Consider the following 19,605-nt stretch of genomic DNA (forward strand, 5'->3'; position numbering starts at 1 on the left):
CTGTGCAGAAATTACATAAAAAGGACAAGCCTATCTTGTGAGGGACGCCCTAGTGTTGATGAGAAATTACCCGATCTGACCGTTCTGAGCCCTACCTATTAGGGTGGGCTTGTGACTGAGCAATCGTAAAGAAACGAAGAGAGCTATAACATTGAAACCCTCCGACGTAATGACCTCCCGTACCGCTGACACGCGTGTTCCAATCATCTCGGAGCTGTCTCAGCGTTGGAGCCCTCGGTCCTTCGATCCGGACGTTAGCATCACCGATGCTCAGCTTGACGCGCTTCTTGAGGCTGCGCGCTGGGCTCCCTCGGCGAGCAACAATCAACCCCGCCGTTTCATCGTGACTCGCCGAAATACACCGGAATTCGACACTATCGTCTCTGCCCTTGCTGGTTTAAACGCTTCATGGGCGCACACCGCGTCGGCGCTGGTGGTGGGCATCGCGGAGACGTCCTCGCCGGAAGGGGATGGGCGACCGTACGCAGAGTACGACCTTGGCCAGTCGTTGGCTCACTTTAGTGTGCAGGCGCAGGCAGACGGCCTTTACACCCACCAGATGGCGGGCGTCGATTGGAACAAGCTCACGAAAGCCTTCAATCTTGCTGAAAATCTTAAGCCCATGACCGTCACTGCCGTGGGCACGGTTGCAAGCGCGGATCGCCTCTCCGAGATTCTGGAGCAACGAGAGACAGCCCCACGAAAGCGCCTTCCACTCGACGAGCTTGTATTACTACGCAGTTAAACCCTACAGCGCACAAAAGAAACTTGCCCTAATCAAACAGCGCGGCGCCTACAAAGGGTGGAAAAAGCCGCCTGCGCCAGACCAAGGTGGAGGGAACCAACCTCCCCTGCCTGCGCCGTCGACGTGCAGGACATGGGTTCAGACGAGTTGGATACCTCATAAGTGTGGCTGGCCGCACGAAATCGCTGTATGAGCACGTTGCCCAGTGCAGTGCCGGTGTCAGCGACCCTTTCGCGGTCGGCAGCCGGTCACCTGCGAGGGCAGGAGCGTGTGCAGTCTCCCCTGCCATCACAGCCGTGGCGGGATCGCCGGGGCCGGCAGCAATCGCATGGTAACGGGGCCCGTCCTCGGTACATGCGGTCACCTGGGAGTGGGACCAGCCCGCGCTGCGCTGGTGCTCCGACCCCCACCTAGTACCGGAAGGCAGCGGTCGAGCACCCCCGGGTCGGCGTGTACACCATTGCGCCGGTGGATGCCCGAAGCCCGAGTGCCATTGCCCTGGCGATGCCGCTCCCGCCGCTCCGGGGGCCATCCCCATCACCTCGCCGTACTGAAGAATGCGGCCATAGGCCAGCGCTGCAAGGCGTTGCTCCGGCGCACCATAAGAGAGCGTGGACCTACGGAACGTGGTAGTGAGCCCAGTGCCCCTACTTCATGGGCGGGGCAATGAATTCCACCGCCGTGCGCGAGAGCATTCTCGTTCAGAGCGGGGGCCCCTTGCCTGGAGACATGCCGGCTTTCTTGCTGCTCAACCAACTGATCTAGCGGACCACGGCCCGTCCAACGGACATCGCAGACGCCATCGGCACGGGCCGGTTTAACGTGAGCAGAGTTGTTCGGCGGCTTGAAGTGGCCTGTCTGGTGGGACGGATGCCCGACCCGAAGGACGGAAGACAGAGCGTAGTGTGGCTGCCCCCGCCCGGACGAGAAGCCGCCGAAGCGCATCGTCGAAGTCTCGAGAGGCCTAGGAGGTAATCTTCCAGAACTGGAGCGAATCAAACTTCAACAACTCGAAACTCTCGTTGTCTGGCTCGTGGCGAGCATCCATGACCGCCTTGGCCATGCGATTGAACGCGCTTCCGGTGTCCAAATCCGGAGGCCTTCTCTTGTATAACCGAATCCATAAGTCCTAAGACTTAGCTCAAGGTCCCGGGCTTCGCCCGGCTAAGGCACACCCCAACCTGACGTGGAAAGCGCCTGACAAGGCGAAACACACACGCGTACGTTGGACGGGGGCTTCCCATTCGTTCTTAACGCCTCCTCTGAGGCGCACGCGGGCATAGCTCCTCACGGCCCCAAATTTATCCCGTCTAGCCCCAACTTCTTTGCGTACTTCGACTACTCCCGGGTTTCACCCGCTTAGCCTCTTCCCTTCCGACCGTCCGGCGGTGATCTGAGAACATCATGATCTACTGTCAGTAAATCTGAACTTCGCCTTGAGCCTTTCAGTCGGATAGGGCGGCTCTAAGAATTCTCCCTATTTTGTCTCGCAGGAACCTCTGTCCTTTGGCGCTGGGATGCTCGCCGTCTGGTCCGAGCAGCACACTGGCGCGGCCACCGAGCCAGTGCTCCGCTATGGGATCAAAGAATTTCACCCCTTTATCGCGCACGGCAGAAGCGTCAGAACGGCACACGGCGGCCAACACCTGATCCAGCCCCTCGCTCCCGGTCAACGGACCGATCGCGACGAGACTGGCCTGGGGAGCCAGCGACGACGCGGCGTCGAACGTTGACGCTACCGCCGCCTTGAGCTCCTCAGGATCTGTCCCCGCGTCGTTGTCTGACCCAAAAAACAAGATCACATCGGTTGAAGGTGTGACTGCCGCCTGGACTTCCCCGTGGAAAGTGTCGCCATCAACACCCGTGGCTATGTAGCCGCTGCCGTTCTCGGCAGCATTAGTGATCTCAACCGCACGCTTGTCGAAACCGGGTGCCGACTTAAGGAGTTCTGGCCAAGCCTGTTGTGGGGATGTCCCCAACCCGGTACTCAGCGAGTCTCCAATCACGACAACCCTGGCTATGTCCATTGACATCGTTTCGTGCACAGGCCAGTCGACGCCGGCAGGGGCGCATGCGCTCATAGCAACCAGCAGCGCCGCTCCGGCTGCCGTCTTACTGTTCAGGGACGATTGCTCCATCTACTGCTCCAACAATTTTAGTACGACGCAGGTGAACCCTTCGCTGGCCCGAGGGAGCAAGCCCACGGTGGCTGAGGCATCCAAGGGACCCATCACTCTCTTCCACCTTTACAAAAGGGCAAACTATCGGCGCTTCAGTTCAACTGGAGAGAGCACCTCGAAGAGGTCGTGCTCAGGCATCACGGCAGGGCTAATCTGATGCTTGCATCTGGGTGATCAGCCCCTGTTCGAAGCCGTGATGTCCAGGAAACCAGAGTCGAAAAGGTTTAATCCGAAAGGGTTATGTCTGTCACCCATTGCTAGTGTTCGGCGTAGCTCAGGACCATCACGTAAAAGCTGGCGAGATTAGAAACGGAAAGGGTGCTCGTTAGCTCGGCAAATTATGGTTTGGATAACCACTACGTCGCGGCTTCGAGCACCCTCCTCGTTTCTAACATGCGATTAAGAACGGCGCCTCACTTAGAGCCGAGGCTAGTCCACGCCCTATGCAGAACTGGTCACGACAACCATGGAATGCCCCTTACGAATTTTTCGAGCGATGCTCCCGTGGAAGAGGCGCATCCTGCGCGTCGTGCATCAACCATGCGGCACATGCAAGTAACTTCACCCTCGGTCAGCTTGATTCGGCAGCCGCCGGCCTTGTGGTTGTTTCACCTTTTGCCTTGCCCTCGAACGACGGGTCTTCTTCGTCTGGGTGAGTCGGCACCCATTCCCGGAGCACCAGCTTCACACCATCCTGGAACTTCTTCCTGATGACGTAGGTGATAGGCCCGAAAGAAAGCAGGATTAAAGCGATGAAGATCGAGCTGGCGTCCCCGTAACCCCCCAGATCCGGGTTAAGGAAGCCGACCAAGGCTATGACAGCATCAACTATCGCAAGGACCGCGGCAATACCCACCCAGTAAGATCGCAACTTGAACGGCCTCGGCCAGTCTGGGCGGTCCTTGCGCAGCAACACGAACCCGGCGACTGCGAATGTTGTGCACACGAGGTATCCGAAGTTGCTGGCGAATAGTACCGCCAGTGTTGACCCAAGGAAGAACACCATCGCAACATTGACCACCATGTCCAGTGTCATCTGGCGCACGGGCATGCCACTTCGCTTGCCAAGATGGTCCAGCTGTTTGAGCGTCATGCCCTCGCGTGCGAGTCCGAAGAGGGCTCGTCCCGCGCCACCACTGGAGGCTGTCATCGAGGCAAACATTGATGCACAGACAACTAGAGTGACGAACCCCGAGGCTGGCCCGACTAAGTGCTGGAAAGCCAACACTGCGTAGCCAATGGGATCATTGGCTATAGCGTTCTCGCCGAGCGTGCCGGCTGCACCGATAGGCACCAAGATATAAATAGCAACCATTGTGAACCCGTTGAACGAAGTCGCCTTGGGCACGTCCCGCTTCGTATCACCGAACTCCGGGGCGAAAGTCGCAATAATTTCGGTACCGTATACGCTCCAGGCTGCCAAGTACATCAAAGCTATAGCGAGCTTCCAGCCGCCCCATGCCCCCGAGAAATGGAACGTGAAGCTCTCCGCGCTCCATTGTCCTGTTATGAATGGCATAACCACGAATACGAGCAGGACAAACACAACTCCGATGTTGAGGATCCACAAAACACGAACTGTTGGCTTGACCCCTAACACATTTAGCATCCACACCAAAATGATTGCGCCTGCTGCAATAAAATGCTGAGTACCAATATCTACACCAAAGATTGTAAAAAAGATTCCCGTATCCGGAAACCACTGTGCTTTCACAAGATTGCCAAAGGTCAAACCGACCGCCGAGAGCGCGAGTGACCAAGCCATCCAGTATCCGTAGACACAGAACGGACCAATTGGTGCAAAATACTTCCGCCAGGCCTCGTGGGCGAACACGCCAATGCCGCCAGTCTTGTTGGGAAACATTAGCGCCATTTCAGTGAACAGCATGACCTGGAGTAGTCCGATCAACGCGGCACTTACCCATACAGCGATCATGCCCCACAGGCCTACCGTACCCATTGTGTATCCGACAGAGGTGAAAATACCCGTCGTCATAACCCCGATCGTCAGGGCGAAGCCATCGGTCCATTTCAGCCGCTTTCGCATTATGTTCTTGGCACTAGCTGCGCTTTCTGCCATAGTTCACCATTCTCCTTTTCCTTAATGGATCTGAAGACGCCCGTGCTGCGCCGTCTTGAGTGACACGGATAACTATGGGGCCCGGCAGACCGTTCACGATTGTCGTGAATTGATAAAAATGCCGCGCACCTTGTGTCGCTACGTCTAACGCTTCGAGTGCGTTCCTTGGCGAGTAACAATTGCATGCTCTGGCCGGAACGGCGAAGCACGCAGACCGTACATGGCTGCCAGTGTGGAAACCTACGGCTTGGACCCTGATCTTTAGCATTGTGGTGCGGCCCGGCGAGGCCGTCCTTTGTAAAGTAGTTTCGGGTGTAGGTGGGAATGATTGTATAGACGACGGCAGTATCGTTGGCCGCTGCGCAACCGTACGTGCGTACAAAAAGCAATGACCTCTCAGTCATTGACTGCATGGCCTTGGGGGTCACAGGCACGCTAAATTCGGTTAAGAATTGGCTTTTTTGACGATCGCCTTCCCGTCGCCATGGCTCCGGACTGTTCAGTGGCAGCCAACGGCGGTGCCCCACATAGGAGTTTGTATGGATTGCAGTGGTTCCGAGAACCCCGCTCCCGGTTCGAATGAGGCCATGAAAGCGTACTCGTTCCCTCACATATCATCGCTTGCATTCTTTTCCATGTGGGCGGATGCAGCTGCCGCGTTAGTAGACGCACGGCCGACGATGGGTATTGACGTTGGACCTCGGGATAACTGTGGAGTCCCTTTTCCCAAGGCGCACGAGAAGGGCGAAGAGCTCTTGGCCGCCGACTGGGCCCAGCTGGAGGAAGGTCACTATGTAATCGTTCAGCGGGACAGTGAGCCGGCGGTCTCCGGGGAAGTGGATGTCGTTACACAAGATGCATCGGTCTTCTGGGTCTGGCTTGACGGCGGCCGCGGACGCATAGCCGTCTACGGCGATGAGGGTTTCCGGGTATGGCTGCCACAAGGTTATCGTCTATGAATTTCCTGGAACCGACTGGCAAGATCGGAAAGGCCGTGACCTGGCTAAAGAGCTTGAAAAGGAAAGCACGGAATGAACTACCGAGCAAGGATCCCCGATTGGGTGACACCAGCAATTCCAGCGCCGCCCCTCCCTGCGGGCGTGACAACTGGACGGCACGGCTTTGATGTCATCTTTTACGATCCACTCTCTGCCGTAAGCGGGGGCCAAAGGTGGGATGGCAGATTGAGTTCGGCGCGCGGAGGTTCCGATTCACCTAGGAAACAGAGGAATGTCGGGGCCACGCGGCCCGGCAAGATCAGTGCTTTGAAGGCTGTAGAAGGTGAACTGGCAATCCTGTTGTTGCGAAAGCGAAACGCGGAGTCGTGTTCCCGATTAACCACAAAGGTCAAGCCCAGTTCGTCTCCCTTGATCGGTCCTGGCCAGGGTTGTCGCGGCCTCCTAGGATACGTTCGTTTGGAGAGCGATACCAAGTAAGCCGGACCAACTTAGCGGCGGGATGAGCGGACCTTCGCCATGCCGGAGGTGAGGAGCGCCACGACGCTGGAATTGATCCTCTTCGTGTCTCACGAATACAACCGTTCCATTCTCGATAGCCCTTAAAAACGCTATCGACTGTGGTTCTCGTCGTTGGGGGAAGAATTCATTCGCCCGTAAACCCACGGGAATCATCGGGACCTCTCCCGGAAGCATCGGCACAGCAGTGATGCAGTCGTCCTTCCGCAGCATCCTGGACGCATCCCAACTGAATTCGCCTGAAGCGTACGTTCATATGACATCGAAGTATTTGAGGAACGGGGCGAAGTCAAGGATGAACGCACGGCGAAGTTCCTACGCCACTACATGGACGAGTCCGGCGCCTTCGTCGCCCGAGTCCTGGCGGCAAACACAGCCGGGCACATCGGCGATACGGAGCCGGATCGGGACAAGCTATCCCGCTAAAAAACGACATACCGCAGGAATGTGTGTAGGTTTTGGTGCTTCTTGCTTTGGAGTTTCCTTGTGAGCACCGATCGCCAGGTTGGCCGCACTAACGCCTAACTGAGCAAGTATGTATGTCAATGGCCATTAGTTTCTGCCCACGGGCGGCCATTTAAAGTGCCCGCCGGTGGCCAGTAAAACTGCCCGGTGATGGCCAACAGATCTGCCCACTGAAGGTTCTCGGCGGGGTTGGCCATTGTCGGGTGGTGTTAGTTCAGTTGGGTGACTCCTTTTCCGGCGAGGGCCTGGGTGAGGCGGATCGAGTCGCCGCTGGTTTGGCAGACGTGGGCGTGGTGCAGGAGCCGGTCAACGGTGGCGGTGGCGAGGGTTTTGGGCATGAGTTCGTCGAACCCGGCGGGGTGCAGGTTCGAGGAGATCGCGACGGAGCGTTTTTCGTAGGCTGCGTCCACGACCCTGTAGAGGCCTTCGGCGGCGTCGGTGGCCACCGGCAGGAGCCCGATGTCATCGATTACGACGAGTTCGGCGCGCAGTATCCGGGCGACGGCTTTGGTGACGCTGTCGTCGGTGCGGTGTGCGCGGATGAGGGCGCCGAGGTCTTCGAGTCTGAACCAGGCCACGCGCATGCCTGCTTCGACGGCTTGCTGGCCGAGGGCTTCGAGGAAGAACGTTTTCCCGGTGCCGGAGGGCCCGCAGACGACCAGGTTCTCGCGTCGGGTGATCCATTCCAGGGTGCGCAGGGCTTGCTGGGTGGGCGCCGGGATGGAGGAGACGGCGGGGTCCCAGACGTCGAAGGTCTTCCCGGTCGGGAAGCCTGCTGCTTTGCGCCGGGTGGCGAGCATGGACCGGGCCCGGCCTGCGGCTTCTTCGGTGAACAGTGCCTTGATGATCTCGGTTGGTTCCCAGCGCTGGGCGCGGGCGGTCGCGATCAGCTCCGGTGCCAGTGCCCGGGCGTGGGGCATCTTCAGTTGCCGCATCAGCGCTTCCAGTTCGGCCGGCAGGGCCGGGGCGGTGGTGTTCGTGGTGGTGACCGGGCTCATCGGCTCTGCTCCTTTGCGGGGGCGCTGGACGGCTCGGCGCCGAGGCCTGCCCAGGCGCTGGTGCCTTGGGTGAGGGACCTGGTTTCGTTAGCGGCGTGGGTGGTGGTGCGGCGGATGTTCGCGTTCAGGATGGAGGGCAGGTCGCCGTGGGCGAACCGGCCGTGCAGCGCGGCGTCTCCCAGGGCACGGTCCACGGACTCGGTCCCGGCGATCTTGGCCAGGGTCACGGCCTCGGCCATTTTCATGTTCATCCGGCCTGTTCCTGCAGCCGCGGCTTCCACGAGCCAGGTCTTGGCGCCGGCGCCGATGGCCAGGAACTCGGCTTCACCGGCGGTGCGTGCCTTCACGGCGTAGTCGCCCGGGGTTCTGGTACTGGTCCCTGGGAAGTGCTCCTCGATGACCGCGGGACTGCCGGGCCTTGCCCGGCCGTGGCGGGCGACTTCGACCGGGCCGGTCGGGCCGTGGTGGACGATGATGACCTGTTCGTCAGGGCCGGTGCCGTGGGAGCGGACGAACACCTTCGCGCCGAGCAAATGCGACGGCACCGAGTACTGGGCGTTCTCGAAGGAGACCATCGGGGTGTTCTCCGGGACTATACGGGCCAGCCCGAACGCGACCGTGTGCGCGGTCTCCGGGATCCGGTGCAGCCGGGCCGCTTCCTCCGCCAAAACCATTGCGGGTTTACGTCGGGTGGCCCGGTGTTCGCGGTTGTTGACCTCGTCCATGAACGCCTCGCAGGCGGCCTCCAGCTCGGCAAAGGAAGCGTAACCGGGCCTCAGGTTCGTGTCGGTGGGCACGAGGTCGGCTTTGGCCAGTTTCACCGACGCTTCGACTCCGCCTTTCGTTGCAGGGTCCGCGGGCTGGCAGGTCAGCACGGTGACCCCGTAGTGCCGGGCGAAGTCCAGGGTCTGCTGGTTCCGCACCGGAACCCCTGCGACATGGGCCGTTGTCACGGTTTTCTCGTTATCGGTCAGGACATACGTTGGTGCCCCGCCCAGGATCCGGAAGCACCGGTCGAGGGCTGCGAACACGCTCGGCGCGGTCCGGTCCCGCAACGGGATCACGATCCGGAACCTTGAGAACGCCAGCCAGGCAACGAACAGAATGGTTTTTACGCCGCCGATCCGTGGCCCGTCGCCGAAGTCGTACTGCAGCCACATCCCAGGCTCGGTGATCCACGGCCGGTGCACACGGGTGTGTCCGAGCCGCCACGCGGCCTTGACCTGCGCGATCGCCCGGCGCGTAGACCGCTCGGACCCCTCATAGCCTAGGGCGAGCAGCTTTTCGTGGGCCTTGTCGGCGCGGATCCGGCCCTTGGACGCCTCTACCCATTCCTCGATCTTAGGCAGGTAAGCGTCCGTGACCCTGGGCCGGGGCGCCGGTTCTGCAATTGGCCGGCCGGCGTCCCGCGCGGCGACGTGCCTGGCTACAGTGTGGTGCGAGCAGCCCGTGAGCTCCGCGGTGGCGCGCAACGATCCGGTCAGATCATAGGCAGCAAGAATTTCCATGATTTCTCCGTCATGCTTCATACAGGGCCTCTTCCTGGGACGACATTTGGTGCGACTAGACACCGTCATCAAATCCCGGGGAGAGGCCCCCGCCGCTGAAGACGCGGCAGGAACAGTTGAGGAAGTGGGCAGATCTCATGGCCACCAGTGGGCAGTTCTACTGGCCGTCAGTGGGCATTTTCGTGGCCGCCTATGGGCAGTTTTTCATGGCCGCTAACATATGTATTCGTGCATGTCGAGGCGACATCGCAGTCCTCGCCTGTACGCACCACTGGCAATATATGACCCCCGGCATACCGTCGGATGCTTCGATAGCACGCTTCAGCGCCAGGCATTCCGGGGAGAAATCGGCGTCGTAGTCATAGCTATAGAGCGGGAGATTCTTGATGGGGATTTCGTTGAACTCGAGGTCATCCTGGGCAAGCTTTAGTTATATGCGGAGACTGTGACCAGACTTGTCCGGAGGCCGGTTTATTCGGTGACCCACCCGAGCCAGGGAAGAAGATCGTGCACTTCCGGACTGCGATTTGCAGCGGGCGTCCACGAGAGTGACGCAGGAAGGTCCGCGTCGCTGGATTTCTCCGCGGACATGCAGCCGGCCGCGAACAGCCGATCTCGGAAGTAAAGCGCGCGATGCTCGGTTGACCGCATGGGGCAAAACCTGGGACTGAACGGGTGTGACGAGTGCTTGTTCACGTCTAGACCTTCTGTAGAACGATGGATGTAAACGTCTTTCGCTTTGGCCCGGGTGTAAAAGCCTTCCGGGATGCGTGCTTGCCCGTTTGCTGGTTCACACTCGAACTGTGGCATAGGACTTAACAAGAGTGCTGTCGATGCTCCATCGACCGCTCCAACCGTTTTCAAGAATTAGGACTGTTCCGGGTTTGAGCGTGATCAGCGAGCCGTCATCATGAGTCAGTTGGCCTTCTCCTTCGAGAACGCTTATAAATTCCTCGTATCCCTGATGGACGGTGGTGAACTCACCAGGGCTGACCCGCCACAACCCAAGTTCCGTTTTGTCATCGGTGAATAACACGACAGTGCTCGCGGCGGGTGTCCCCTGGATGATTCGTTCGGAAGCAACCGGGACCGGTTTTGGCCAGTGCGCTGAAGAAGCGTTAAGTACGGTGCTCATGCTTTGGTTCTTTCGGAATCTGAGTTGCGCGAACGTGCTTGAAGGCGCTGAATGATACGTCCTGCTGCCCGCTCGCCGCTGCGTATAGCTCCTTCCATTAGGCCAACAAATTCCGGTTCGCTATATTCGCCGGCCCAGAAAACATCTCCAACCGGTTTCTCCAAGAGAGCCGTTCCAGCGGCCGTTACACCTGGGGCGTGGGCGGCATATGCCCCACCAGCCAGCGGATCTTGAGACCATATAGTGGTCAGCGCGGAAGCGTCCTCTGGGATGGTGAGATCGGACCGGAGTGCTCGCGCCTTAGCAACCCACTCCTCCGGGTGTTGCGTAAGGTTGGCGCGGGATATTGCTGATGAGGAACCCATAAAGGCGTTTAGGACTGGGACCACTCCCCCCGATTCATCAGTGGCCGTCCAAGTCCAGTAGCGGCCTTCCACCGACATGACAGCACTTGTGGTGGGCTGAGTTTCCAAAGGGAGGTGCAGTTTTGCAGCATGACCTTGAAGAACGTACTTCAAGGCTGAGTCGCGCGCTTCGTTCGTGGGCAGTGTCACCTGGGGGTGGCGGACTACGGCCAGTGGAAGAGCGACAACTACGGCATCAAAAACCGAAGTGCCGCCATCAGTGGTGACGAGAACGCCCCCGTCACTAATGTTCTCAACCGCTTTCACGGTTTCGCCATAGCGGACTGCATCCCCAAGTGCACCTGCCATGGCGTCGGGCAGCTGCTGATTGCCGCCAGCCACTCGCCAGCTGGGTTTGGGTTCGAACGATGCAATATGCTGCAAGGATTTCGCCGTAACCTCTGATGCGCTCACCGCCGTCGAGATCTCTATGCGGGCACGAAGGGCGTCCACTAGTTCCGGCTCGTCGGGCAGGTCGGCCAGCAGCGCTTCGGCGGTCCCTTGGAGGCCGCTGCTACTGGCTAGTTGCAGCGCTTCCCGCCCGGTACGAATAATGTCATCACAAGTGATGTCAGGCACGTCGCCGGGCTCACGAACGTAGTAGCTCATGCCAGTATCAACCAAGCGAAGCCCGAACTGGGAAAGCAACCGTCGCATTGAGGTATAGCCGTCAAGAACGAATTCCGCACCTCGTTCTATGACATAACAGCCGGTTGACGTGTCAAGCGTTTCGGACCACACCCGACCGCCGGGGCGGTCGCGGGCTTCGAATACTGTGACGTGCTCTCCGGCTTCGGCAAGTTTTGTAGCAGCTGCCAGCCCAGCCAGGCCGGCACCAAGAATCCCTATGCGGCCCATACAGCCATCTCCTTTTCGTTTGTTCAGGGGCGCAGACAGATTGCATCTGCTGCTTCCACCTCAGGCTAGGCCGCTTGGTTCACCGTGAAAATCGTGCGAAAGCGAGAAATAACTGCCGTTTTTGTACTCTTGGACAGTTCTTGCGTAGTCCTGGCACGAAACCTCTAGGGACAAGAGCGGCCGCGGAGCTTAAAGACAAAAGAATACGGTTGTCCTGCAGACAGTTCTTACAGGCGCAGGGAAGACATAATTCAGACTCAAGTACAAAATATGCACCGAAGTCATCCGCAAGAACTGTTTGCGGACCACCCTTCGCGGCTTCATACTCACTGCTACAGGCGTAGGGCCGTGAACTGTTGCTCGAGTTCATACTGAAACAACAGATCCCACAAGAAGCGCTCTCATGTCTGAAAGATTGCCTGGTCGGAAACTCGCGAACCGCTTCGGAAGGAAACCTTGGCATGGCAGCGCACATAGGCTCTTACAACAAGGTCATCACCGTAGATCATCGATATGAGATGGAAGAACGACTCAGCGCCGTGGTCAACGAGGCAATGGTGCACGCGCTCCACACTTCAAATCACGGGATTGTTGTCACGCGTCATGATCAAAAAACGTTCAGTGTCCGTCTTTCGACGGACATTACGCCAAGGACTACCGTCGAACGGGATCTGTGGAGAAACAACATTGGATATTTACCGCACATCTAACGCTCACTGGTTACCTCCGAGCGTGAAGGCCTTTTTATGCACGCGGCCCCGATTGTCTCGCTCCGCGCACCTTGGCCGCAGACTCACGTCTTTCGTGAATTAATCTCCCTCCGCGCCATGTGCAGTGCCCGCAGGGCAATCATCGCTTACAAATCAATCTCTTGAGGACTACAAATGACCGTTGAATCAGCTGTGCTGCCCACCACTCCCCAAGAGCGCGAAGCATCTCTGCTCGCGTCTGTGCCGACGGGCTTGCTGATTGGCGGCCAGTGGCTCGACGCGTCCGACGGCGGCACGTTCGATGTGCGTGATCCTGCTACCGGGGAGGTCCTGACCACTCTGGCTTCCGCCACTAGCGAGGATGCTGTTGCCGCTTTGGACGCAGCTTGCGAGGCGCAAGCCTCGTGGGCGCGGACCGCTCCCCGAGTGCGCTCCGAGATTTTACGCCGTGCTTTTGACTTAGTAACAGCACGATCGGAGGACTTCGCGCTGTTGATGACGTTGGAAATGGGCAAGCCACTCGCGGAAGCCCGGGGAGAGGTCGCTTACGGGGCTGAATTTCTGCGGTGGTTCTCCGAGGAAACCGTGCGGGACTATGGCCGTTATCTCACCACCCCCGAGGGCAAGAACAAAATCCTGGTCCAGCACAAACCCGTAGGACCATGCCTGCTGATAACCCCGTGGAATTTCCCCTTGGCGATGGCTACGCGAAAGGTTGCTCCCGCAATCGCCGCTGGCTGCACGATGGTTCTCAAGCCCGCCAAGCTGACACCCCTGACTTCACAACTTTTCGCCCGAACCATGATGGAGGCCGGTCTTCCCGCCGGGGTTTTGAACGTTGTTTCTTCATCATCGGCTTCAGAGATATCTGGACCGCTGCTGAAAGATTCGCGCCTGCGGAAACTTTCGTTCACGGGGTCCACTCCCGTCGGCAGGCGCCTTATGGCAGAGGCATCGCAAAATGTCCTGCGGACTTCAATGGAATTGGGCGGCAACGCGCCGTTTATCGTGTTTGAAGATGCAGATTTGGACAAAGCTGTAGAAGGTGCCATGGCGGCGAAGATGCGGAATATGGGTGAGGCCTGCACCGCTGCAAACCGGTTCCTCGTCCACGAATCCGTGGCTCAGGAATTCACTCGGAAGTTTGCAGGCGCGATGGGCGCCCTCACCACCGGCCGCGGCACTGACCTTACTTCCCAGGTCGGCCCGCTGATTGACGACGGTGCCCGCGACGACGTCCACGCCCTCGTCAAAGCTGCCATCGATGCCGGGGCCGTCGCCTTGGTCGGTGGGGGCCCCGCGGAGGGGCCAGGCTACTTCTACCAGCCCACTGTCCTTGCCGATGTCCCTAACAATGCGGCGATCCTCAGCCAAGAAATTTTTGGTCCTGTCGCGCCGGTCACCACTTTCACCACTGAACAGGACGCCATCGAACTGGCCAACGCTTCAGAATACGGGCTGGCGGCCTACCTCTACAGCCGAGACTTCAACCGCCTCCTCCGCGTAGCGGAACAAGTCGAGTTCGGGATGGTCGGGTTCAACGCGGGCATCATCTCCAACGCCGCAGCCCCCTTCGGCGGCGTCAAACAATCCGGCCTCGGCCGCGAAGGCGGCACCGAAGGCATCGCCGAATACACCACCACCCAGTACATCGGCATCAACGACCCGTATGAGAACTAAACGACTGCCGGCGTCACTGGCCGACGGAACGAGTGGATAATGCGGCTCGCTAGGATACAAACGAACGCAGGCCCTCAGCATGCAGTGCTGCGGGACGGCAAGTGGCACCACCTGACTGACCCGTTTGCCAAGGTCATATCCTTTACAGGTCAAGTTACGCCTGCGGAAGGGGCGAAGCTACTTGTTCCCGTTCTTCCCTCCGTGCTCATTGGAATGAGTCACAACCCCCCGGGGAAAAAACATCCGCTCCCCGTGCAGGCATGGCACAAATCAGTCCATACGCTTGCGAACCCGGGTGATCATATTCACCCGGTTCAAGACGCAGGTGCAGTACACGCTGAGGGGGAGCTGGCAGTAGTTATTCGCAAAAGCACTGTCGGATTAACTGCCGAATCTGCGATGGACTATGTGCTGGGTTACACGATTGCAAACGATGTCACAAACGCGGACCAGGGACTTGTCGACGAGAAACTTTTCCAAGCCAAAGCCGGGGTAAATTACACACCTCTTGGACCCTGGATTGAAACAGAAATCAGTGATCCTGACAAAGTCAGCATCACTGTCCGCGTGAACGGCCGAGTTGTAGCCGACTCCGGGTCCTTCAACCTACCCACGAGCGTGCTGGACTGCCTCGTATACGTCACCCGTTGGACGGCTCTTGAGCCTGGCGACATCGTGATGACGGGTGCACCGGGGACATTCGCTGCTATTAGCCGGGGAGATCGCGTTCAAATCAGCCTCGGGGGAATAGGCACTTTAACCAGTCCTGTCACCTGAGCGCCATAAAGGGCCACTCAACGAACGGACGGTCAGAGACAGGCCCGGGAAGTGTCAACGCCTAGCATTGGCCTTGATCAAGGTGCCCAAACAGTACTACTCGCTCCGGGCACATTACTGGTCCTTCACAGATGAGCGTGGTTGGGACCTCTGACGCCAGTGCCGGGAGTGTGTTCTGATGACGCTGCGGCATGGTGCGGAGGCGAGAGCTCAGGTGCAACTTTGAATTGGCAGCGACCAAGCTTCCAAATAACAAAGTGACCCTGCTATGCCCAATGCTACTTCCTGCCCGGGCGGTGCGAGCGGGCCGACGCCCTTCTTGATGTGGAAGGTATCCACGTCTGCTCTGTCACAGCGGCCGGGACCGGCCTGGTTCTGCGCGTGGAGACAGCACAAACTGTCAGTGGCAGTCCGGACTGCGGCATCGTCGCGATCGGGCATGGCCGCCGACCGTCCGGCTCCATGACACCCGTGTTTCGGCCGTCCGGTGCGACTGCTCCGGGCCAAGCGAGTCTGGCGGTGCCCGGACCCGGATCGCCCAAGAACCGCGTTCACCGAAGAGCACGAGTTGGCCTGGCCCCGGGCAGAACTCACTGCCAGGACCGTGACATGGGCGGCCGACGGCCTGCAGCGTTTCGACACCTCGGTCTCCGCCCTGGCCCACCAGCTCCGCGTCTCCTGGCACACTGCCTGGGACGCCATCAAGGCAGAAGCCGCCCGGCGGATCACAACGGCCGGCAGGCTGACAGGAGTGGACGCTCTCGGCGTTGACGAGCCCGTCTGATCCCATACCGGACCACCTGGCGCTGGTATGGACACCAGGGTCATGGATCACGTCCGCGACCCCAAGGTGTGGTCCACGCCAAGTTGCTGGACCTTGTTCCGGGCCGTTCCGGTAAGGCCTACACGGACTGGCTCAAAGAACAGGGAGGGGAATTTACGGCAGGCATCAAAACCTTGGCGCTTGATCCGTTCCGCGGCTTCGCCAACGTGATTCGCAACGAACTGCCCGAACCGCCACCGTCCCGCACGCGTTCCGAAATTTCATTTAAGAAGAAGGTCCCGTTCGGCCGCCTCAACAACGTTGGCAAGGAGCATCGCCCGCGTCATAGGACCCACTCCGCCGGGATTGGGCGAGATCCAGGAGGCAACACGCAAAGTGTCGGCAGCAACGTCTCCGTTAAGGACGGCCTTGCCGGTGCTGGCATCAGTGTTCCGCGATACTCCGACGTCTAAGACGATTGACCCCTGTTTGAGGTTTTTGCCTTGCACCATACCCGGTACCCCGGCTGCGGCCACGACAACATCTGCACGCTTAAGCAGCTTAGGCAGATCAACGGATCCGGTATGGGCTGAAGTGACAGTTGCATTGCACGCGCGCCGTGTTAGCAGCAGACCCAGGGGCCTACCAACTGTCACTCCACGACCGACGACAAGCACCTCCAAACCATTGAGAGAGATCCCGTGTCTGGTCAGCAGCTCCACGATTGCGTTAGGGGTGCAGGGCAGAGGAGAAGTAAGATCCCCGCTGACGTTCAGTACGAGTCTTCCAAGGTTGATCGGATGGAGACCGTCAGCATCTTTTTGAGGGGCTATCCTTTCCAAGACAGCGTTTTGGTCGATGTGCGGGGGCAACGGCAGCTGAACTATGTAGCCTGTGGTTCGGCTATCTTCATTCAGCTCATCCAGTACGCTCTCCAATTCCCCTTGAGAAATTGTGGACGGTAAATCCCTACGAATGGATGCAATTCCCACTTCAGCACAATCTCTGTGCTTCCCCGCCACGTATGAATGGCTTGCCGGATCATCGCCGACGAGAACTGTACCCAACCCAACCGTCTTGCCAAGGTCCTTTAACGCTGCAACGCGACTTGCGAGATCAGTTTTTACGACAAGAGCTGTTGCCTTGCCGTCAAGGATTTTGCCAGTGTTCGCCAATTGGCCCTCCGGTTTTTGCATCGCGTCCTTAGCCATGGGCCTTCCATTCAATGATCGTGTGAGACTCCGGCTGTCCATAAGCCGCCCTGTCGACATCTGAGTTCATCTCAGGGGATTTTGAAGGACGCGGCTCTACCCGCGGAGTCGTTCGCCCTTGGGATCGTAAAACGGCCGCCGGGAGACCTTCGCGGGGTAATTCTGTCCCTTACACTTGACCTCAAAGTCACCCGAGAGGTCTACGCCAGGGTCAATAGCGGCAATTCCGACTGCTCGTCCCAAGGTGTGGCCATAGCTGCCGCTCGTCATGCGTCCCACGGGAAGGCCGTTGCAGTAGACCGTCTCGTCATGTACGAACACTGGATCCGGATCTTCCAAGGCCACATACACTGTCCGATGGTCAGGCGCTGCAGGATCGAGCTTCAGGAGGGCGTCCCTGCCCACGAAGCCTCCCGGTTTGTCCATGGAGATCGTGAAACGAAGGCCTGCCGAATACGGATCATCGATAGGCCCGATATCGTGGCCCAAGTGCCTGAATCCCTTCTCGCTGCGCAGTGAATCCAATGCGTGATAGCCGGCCATTTTCACTCCCAGATCCTGCCCTGCTTCCCACAGCGCATCCAGTACGTTCACTGCTATATCGGCGCTCGGATACAACTCGTAGCCTAATTCGCCAACAAAGCTAACGCGGAGACTATAGGCATAGCCATCGGCAATTTCGACCATGCGTCCGTGGGTGTATTTCTGTGCCCCGTCGGACCAGTCCTCTGGGGAAACCCTGCTAAGAAGTTCTCGGCTCTTGGGCCCCATGACTCCGATGGTTGCCAGAGCCGCCGTGCAGTCAAACACTGCGGCTGCTTTTCCCCGTGCGACTCGTTTGAGGTATGCGGCCGTCTTTTGCTGCGTGAACGATGGCGTAACGATCAGGAACCGGTCACGGCCGAGACGAGTGATGGTTCCGTCCAGTTCGATTCCCGCTCGATCATTCAAGAAGAGCGTATAGACGGCTTTATCAGTCTCAACGTCGACGTCTGCTGTTGCTGCCATCTGACAAACTTCGAGGGCATCAGGGCCCGCAACTTCGAACTTCGCGAATGGACTCAGATCGAAAAGGACCACACCCTCACGCGCCGCTTCATGCTCCTCGGCTACGCGGTCGAACCAGGTCGGACGTCCATAGCTGTAGTCATAATTGGGAGACGTTCCTGGGTCCCCGTACCAGTTCGCCCGTTCGCCGCCGTTTACTTCACCAAAGCAGGCACCGAGCTCAGCCAGACGCCCGTGAAGGGGCGTTCGACGAACGTTGCGGCCCGTCTCCATTTGGAGGTTCGGCCAGTGCATTGCGTACAGCCGTCCCAGGCCCTCTTTGGTTCGTGCATTAAGATACTTGCGATTGTTTTGGTGTTCCGCGAAGCGCTGTACGTCGACCGAGGATGAGTCAAAGCCGGGCGTTCCTGAAATGACCCACTCGGCCAACTCCTTGCCGATGCCGGGAGCAAAGATGATGCCCTGAGAGTTGAAACCCGCTGCGACGAAGAGGTTAGAAAGTTCTGAGGTTTCGCCCACGGCAAAGTTGGCATCCGGAGTGAAGCTCTCCGGGGCATTCAGAAATCGATCGAATCCCGCTGAAGCAAGAGCCGGCACTACCGCTTCGGCCTTGGCTCTAATCGGAGCGAAGTGTTCCCATTCCGGCCCGAACTCGGCGAAACCGCTGGATGGGATTTCCTTAAGCGGCCTTGGAAGCCCGTCAGGCTCAAATGCACCGACCAGGAGCCTCCCTGCCTCGTGACGGATGTAGTAGCTGTTGTCTAGGTCCCGATATACGGGCAGTTCAGCGACAGCCCCGTCAATCTCTGCGGATCGGACATGGATGTGTTCGGCAGCGTACAAGGGGACCTTCACATCGGCAGTGGCCGCGAGATCCCGAGTCCACAAACCGCATGCCAGAATCAATCGATCGCAGTGTACGATTCCTTGGTCCGTGAGCACGCCGACGACGAGATCACCCTGGCGAAGGATTTTTTGGACGGATACGTTTTCGCGTATTTGGGTCCCCAGGCCGTACGCGAGTTTAGCGAGAGCCACTGTTGCGTGTCCGGGATTGATATGACCATCGTCAGGTAGCAGGAGCGCTCCGGCGACTCCTGAGGAGGAGGCCAGGGGCCACAATTCCTCGTAACGGTCCTGACTCAGCCATTCAGTCCGTATCCCCTGCTGGTCGGCCACGTCCTTTGCATATAGAAGCTCATCAACGCGGCCAGCGGTCCGCGCAACGCTAAGGGAACCGGAACGTTGAAATGAAACGTCCAGACCTGACATCTGCTCGAGCTGGCTGTAAAAGTCCAAACCGTACTTGGCCAGTTTCGTCATAGTCGTGGTGCCGCGGGCTCCTGTGACCAGTCCTGCCGCATGCCAAGACGTGCCGCTGCCCAGGACATTGCTTTCCAAGAGCAGAGTGTCGTTCTCACCTGCAGCTGCAAGATGATAGGCAATACTTGCACCTATGATTCCCCCACCGACCACAACTGTCCGCACGTGCGTCGGCATTGGGTCGTGAGAAGTATCCGTAAACATCGTCGCGCTGATTGTGCGGTCGACAAGCCTGTCCATTAGGGGCCTCTTTTCTGCTCAGGTCAGTGCACGACCCAGGCACGG

At 58.8% G+C, this 19,605-nt stretch carries 12 protein-coding genes and 1 pseudogene; 5 read left to right on the top strand and 8 right to left on the bottom strand.

The genetic code is table 11. The features are described 5' to 3' along the window. Positions 1 to 169 precede the first annotated feature (169 nt). Positions 170 to 745, top strand: a complete 576-nt coding sequence (locus tag LDO14_RS21280) for a nitroreductase family protein (RefSeq protein ID WP_159630057.1) — start codon at positions 170 to 172, stop codon at positions 743 to 745. A 1,445-nt stretch (positions 746 to 2,190) separates the two neighbouring features. Here LDO14_RS21280 and LDO14_RS21290 read toward each other — a convergent pair. After that, entirely contained in the window at positions 2,191 to 2,883 is a 693-nt protein-coding gene (locus tag LDO14_RS21290; protein WP_159630055.1) for an SGNH/GDSL hydrolase family protein, read from the bottom strand. A 613-nt stretch (positions 2,884 to 3,496) separates the two neighbouring features. Further along, positions 3,497 to 5,005 (bottom strand): APC family permease, encoded by a 1,509-nt coding sequence (locus LDO14_RS21295; RefSeq protein ID WP_159630053.1) that lies wholly within the window; start codon positions 5,003 to 5,005, stop codon positions 3,497 to 3,499. A gap of 1,505 nt (positions 5,006 to 6,510) precedes the next feature. Here LDO14_RS21295 and LDO14_RS21300 point away from each other — a divergent pair. Beyond that, a pseudogene (locus LDO14_RS21300) lies at positions 6,511 to 6,906 on the top strand (NAD(P)H-dependent oxidoreductase); the annotation flags it as partial. A gap of 248 nt (positions 6,907 to 7,154) precedes the next feature. On the opposite strand, the gene istB reads toward LDO14_RS21300, so the two are convergent. The 4 genes from istB to LDO14_RS21320 form a co-directional block, all read right to left on the bottom strand. After that, positions 7,155 to 7,943 (bottom strand): IS21-like element helper ATPase IstB, encoded by a 789-nt coding sequence (gene istB, locus LDO14_RS21305; RefSeq protein ID WP_223993173.1) that lies wholly within the window; start codon positions 7,941 to 7,943, stop codon positions 7,155 to 7,157. Then, on the bottom strand, positions 7,940 to 9,472 hold the full coding sequence (gene istA / locus LDO14_RS21310) for an IS21 family transposase (RefSeq protein WP_223993174.1): 1,533 nt from the start codon (positions 9,470 to 9,472) through the stop codon (positions 7,940 to 7,942). Before istA ends, istB begins: the two co-directional genes overlap by 4 nt. Positions 9,473 to 10,241: 769 nt before the next feature. Continuing rightward, positions 10,242 to 10,586, bottom strand: coding sequence for a cupin domain-containing protein (locus LDO14_RS21315; RefSeq protein WP_159630049.1), 345 nt, complete (start codon positions 10,584 to 10,586; stop codon positions 10,242 to 10,244). After that, the gene (locus LDO14_RS21320) at positions 10,583 to 11,848 is read right to left on the bottom strand and encodes an NAD(P)/FAD-dependent oxidoreductase (protein ID WP_159630047.1); all 1,266 of its coding nucleotides are present in this window, start codon (positions 11,846 to 11,848) and stop codon (positions 10,583 to 10,585) included. Before LDO14_RS21320 ends, LDO14_RS21315 begins: the two co-directional genes overlap by 4 nt. Before the next feature lie 884 nt (positions 11,849 to 12,732). Between LDO14_RS21320 and LDO14_RS21325 the strand changes: the two genes are divergently transcribed. From LDO14_RS21325 to LDO14_RS21335, 3 genes are all read left to right on the top strand, one after another. Next, positions 12,733 to 14,238: an NAD-dependent succinate-semialdehyde dehydrogenase gene (locus tag LDO14_RS21325; protein WP_159630043.1), complete on the top strand. Its 1,506-nt coding sequence runs from the start codon at positions 12,733 to 12,735 to the stop codon at positions 14,236 to 14,238. 84 nt (positions 14,239 to 14,322) lie between these two features. Further along, positions 14,323 to 15,015 carry a fumarylacetoacetate hydrolase family protein gene (locus LDO14_RS21330; protein ID WP_236560689.1) on the top strand — a complete coding sequence of 231 codons (693 nt, stop codon included), beginning with the start codon at positions 14,323 to 14,325 and terminating at the stop codon, positions 15,013 to 15,015. 568 nt (positions 15,016 to 15,583) lie between these two features. Continuing rightward, positions 15,584 to 15,799, top strand: coding sequence for a hypothetical protein (locus tag LDO14_RS21335; RefSeq protein WP_223917530.1), 216 nt, complete (start codon positions 15,584 to 15,586; stop codon positions 15,797 to 15,799). Positions 15,800 to 16,059: 260 nt separating this feature from the next. Here LDO14_RS21335 and LDO14_RS21345 read toward each other — a convergent pair whose 3' ends face one another. Both LDO14_RS21345 and LDO14_RS21350 read right to left on the bottom strand, forming a co-directional pair. Continuing rightward, positions 16,060 to 16,989: a bifunctional methylenetetrahydrofolate dehydrogenase/methenyltetrahydrofolate cyclohydrolase gene (locus LDO14_RS21345; RefSeq protein ID WP_159630035.1), complete on the bottom strand. Its 930-nt coding sequence runs from the start codon at positions 16,987 to 16,989 to the stop codon at positions 16,060 to 16,062. A gap of 96 nt (positions 16,990 to 17,085) precedes the next feature. After that, positions 17,086 to 19,560: an FAD-dependent oxidoreductase gene (locus LDO14_RS21350; RefSeq protein WP_159630033.1), complete on the bottom strand. Its 2,475-nt coding sequence runs from the start codon at positions 19,558 to 19,560 to the stop codon at positions 17,086 to 17,088. Between the last annotated feature and the right edge of the window lie 45 nt (positions 19,561 to 19,605).

The sequence above is a fragment of the Arthrobacter sp. NicSoilB11 genome (genome assembly GCF_019977375.1).
Classification (GTDB): domain Bacteria; phylum Actinomycetota; class Actinomycetes; order Actinomycetales; family Micrococcaceae; genus Arthrobacter.

Coding starts and splice junctions, on each gene's coding strand:
- LDO14_RS21325 (WP_159630043.1), top strand. CDS start 12,733: ATGACCGTTGAATCAGCTGTGCTGCCCACCACTCCCCAAGAGCGCGAA.
- LDO14_RS21295 (WP_159630053.1), bottom strand. CDS start 5,005: ATGGCAGAAAGCGCAGCTAGTGCCAAGAACATAATGCGAAAGCGGCTG.
- LDO14_RS21280 (WP_159630057.1), top strand. CDS start 170: ATGACCTCCCGTACCGCTGACACGCGTGTTCCAATCATCTCGGAGCTG.
- LDO14_RS21315 (WP_159630049.1), bottom strand. CDS start 10,586: ATGAGCACCGTACTTAACGCTTCTTCAGCGCACTGGCCAAAACCGGTC.
- LDO14_RS21290 (WP_159630055.1), bottom strand. CDS start 2,883: ATGGAGCAATCGTCCCTGAACAGTAAGACGGCAGCCGGAGCGGCGCTG.
- LDO14_RS21345 (WP_159630035.1), bottom strand. CDS start 16,989: ATGGCTAAGGACGCGATGCAAAAACCGGAGGGCCAATTGGCGAACACT.
- istA (WP_223993174.1), bottom strand. CDS start 9,472: ATGAAGCATGACGGAGAAATCATGGAAATTCTTGCTGCCTATGATCTG.
- istB (WP_223993173.1), bottom strand. CDS start 7,943: ATGAGCCCGGTCACCACCACGAACACCACCGCCCCGGCCCTGCCGGCC.
- LDO14_RS21320 (WP_159630047.1), bottom strand. CDS start 11,848: ATGGGCCGCATAGGGATTCTTGGTGCCGGCCTGGCTGGGCTGGCAGCT.
- LDO14_RS21350 (WP_159630033.1), bottom strand. CDS start 19,560: ATGGACAGGCTTGTCGACCGCACAATCAGCGCGACGATGTTTACGGAT.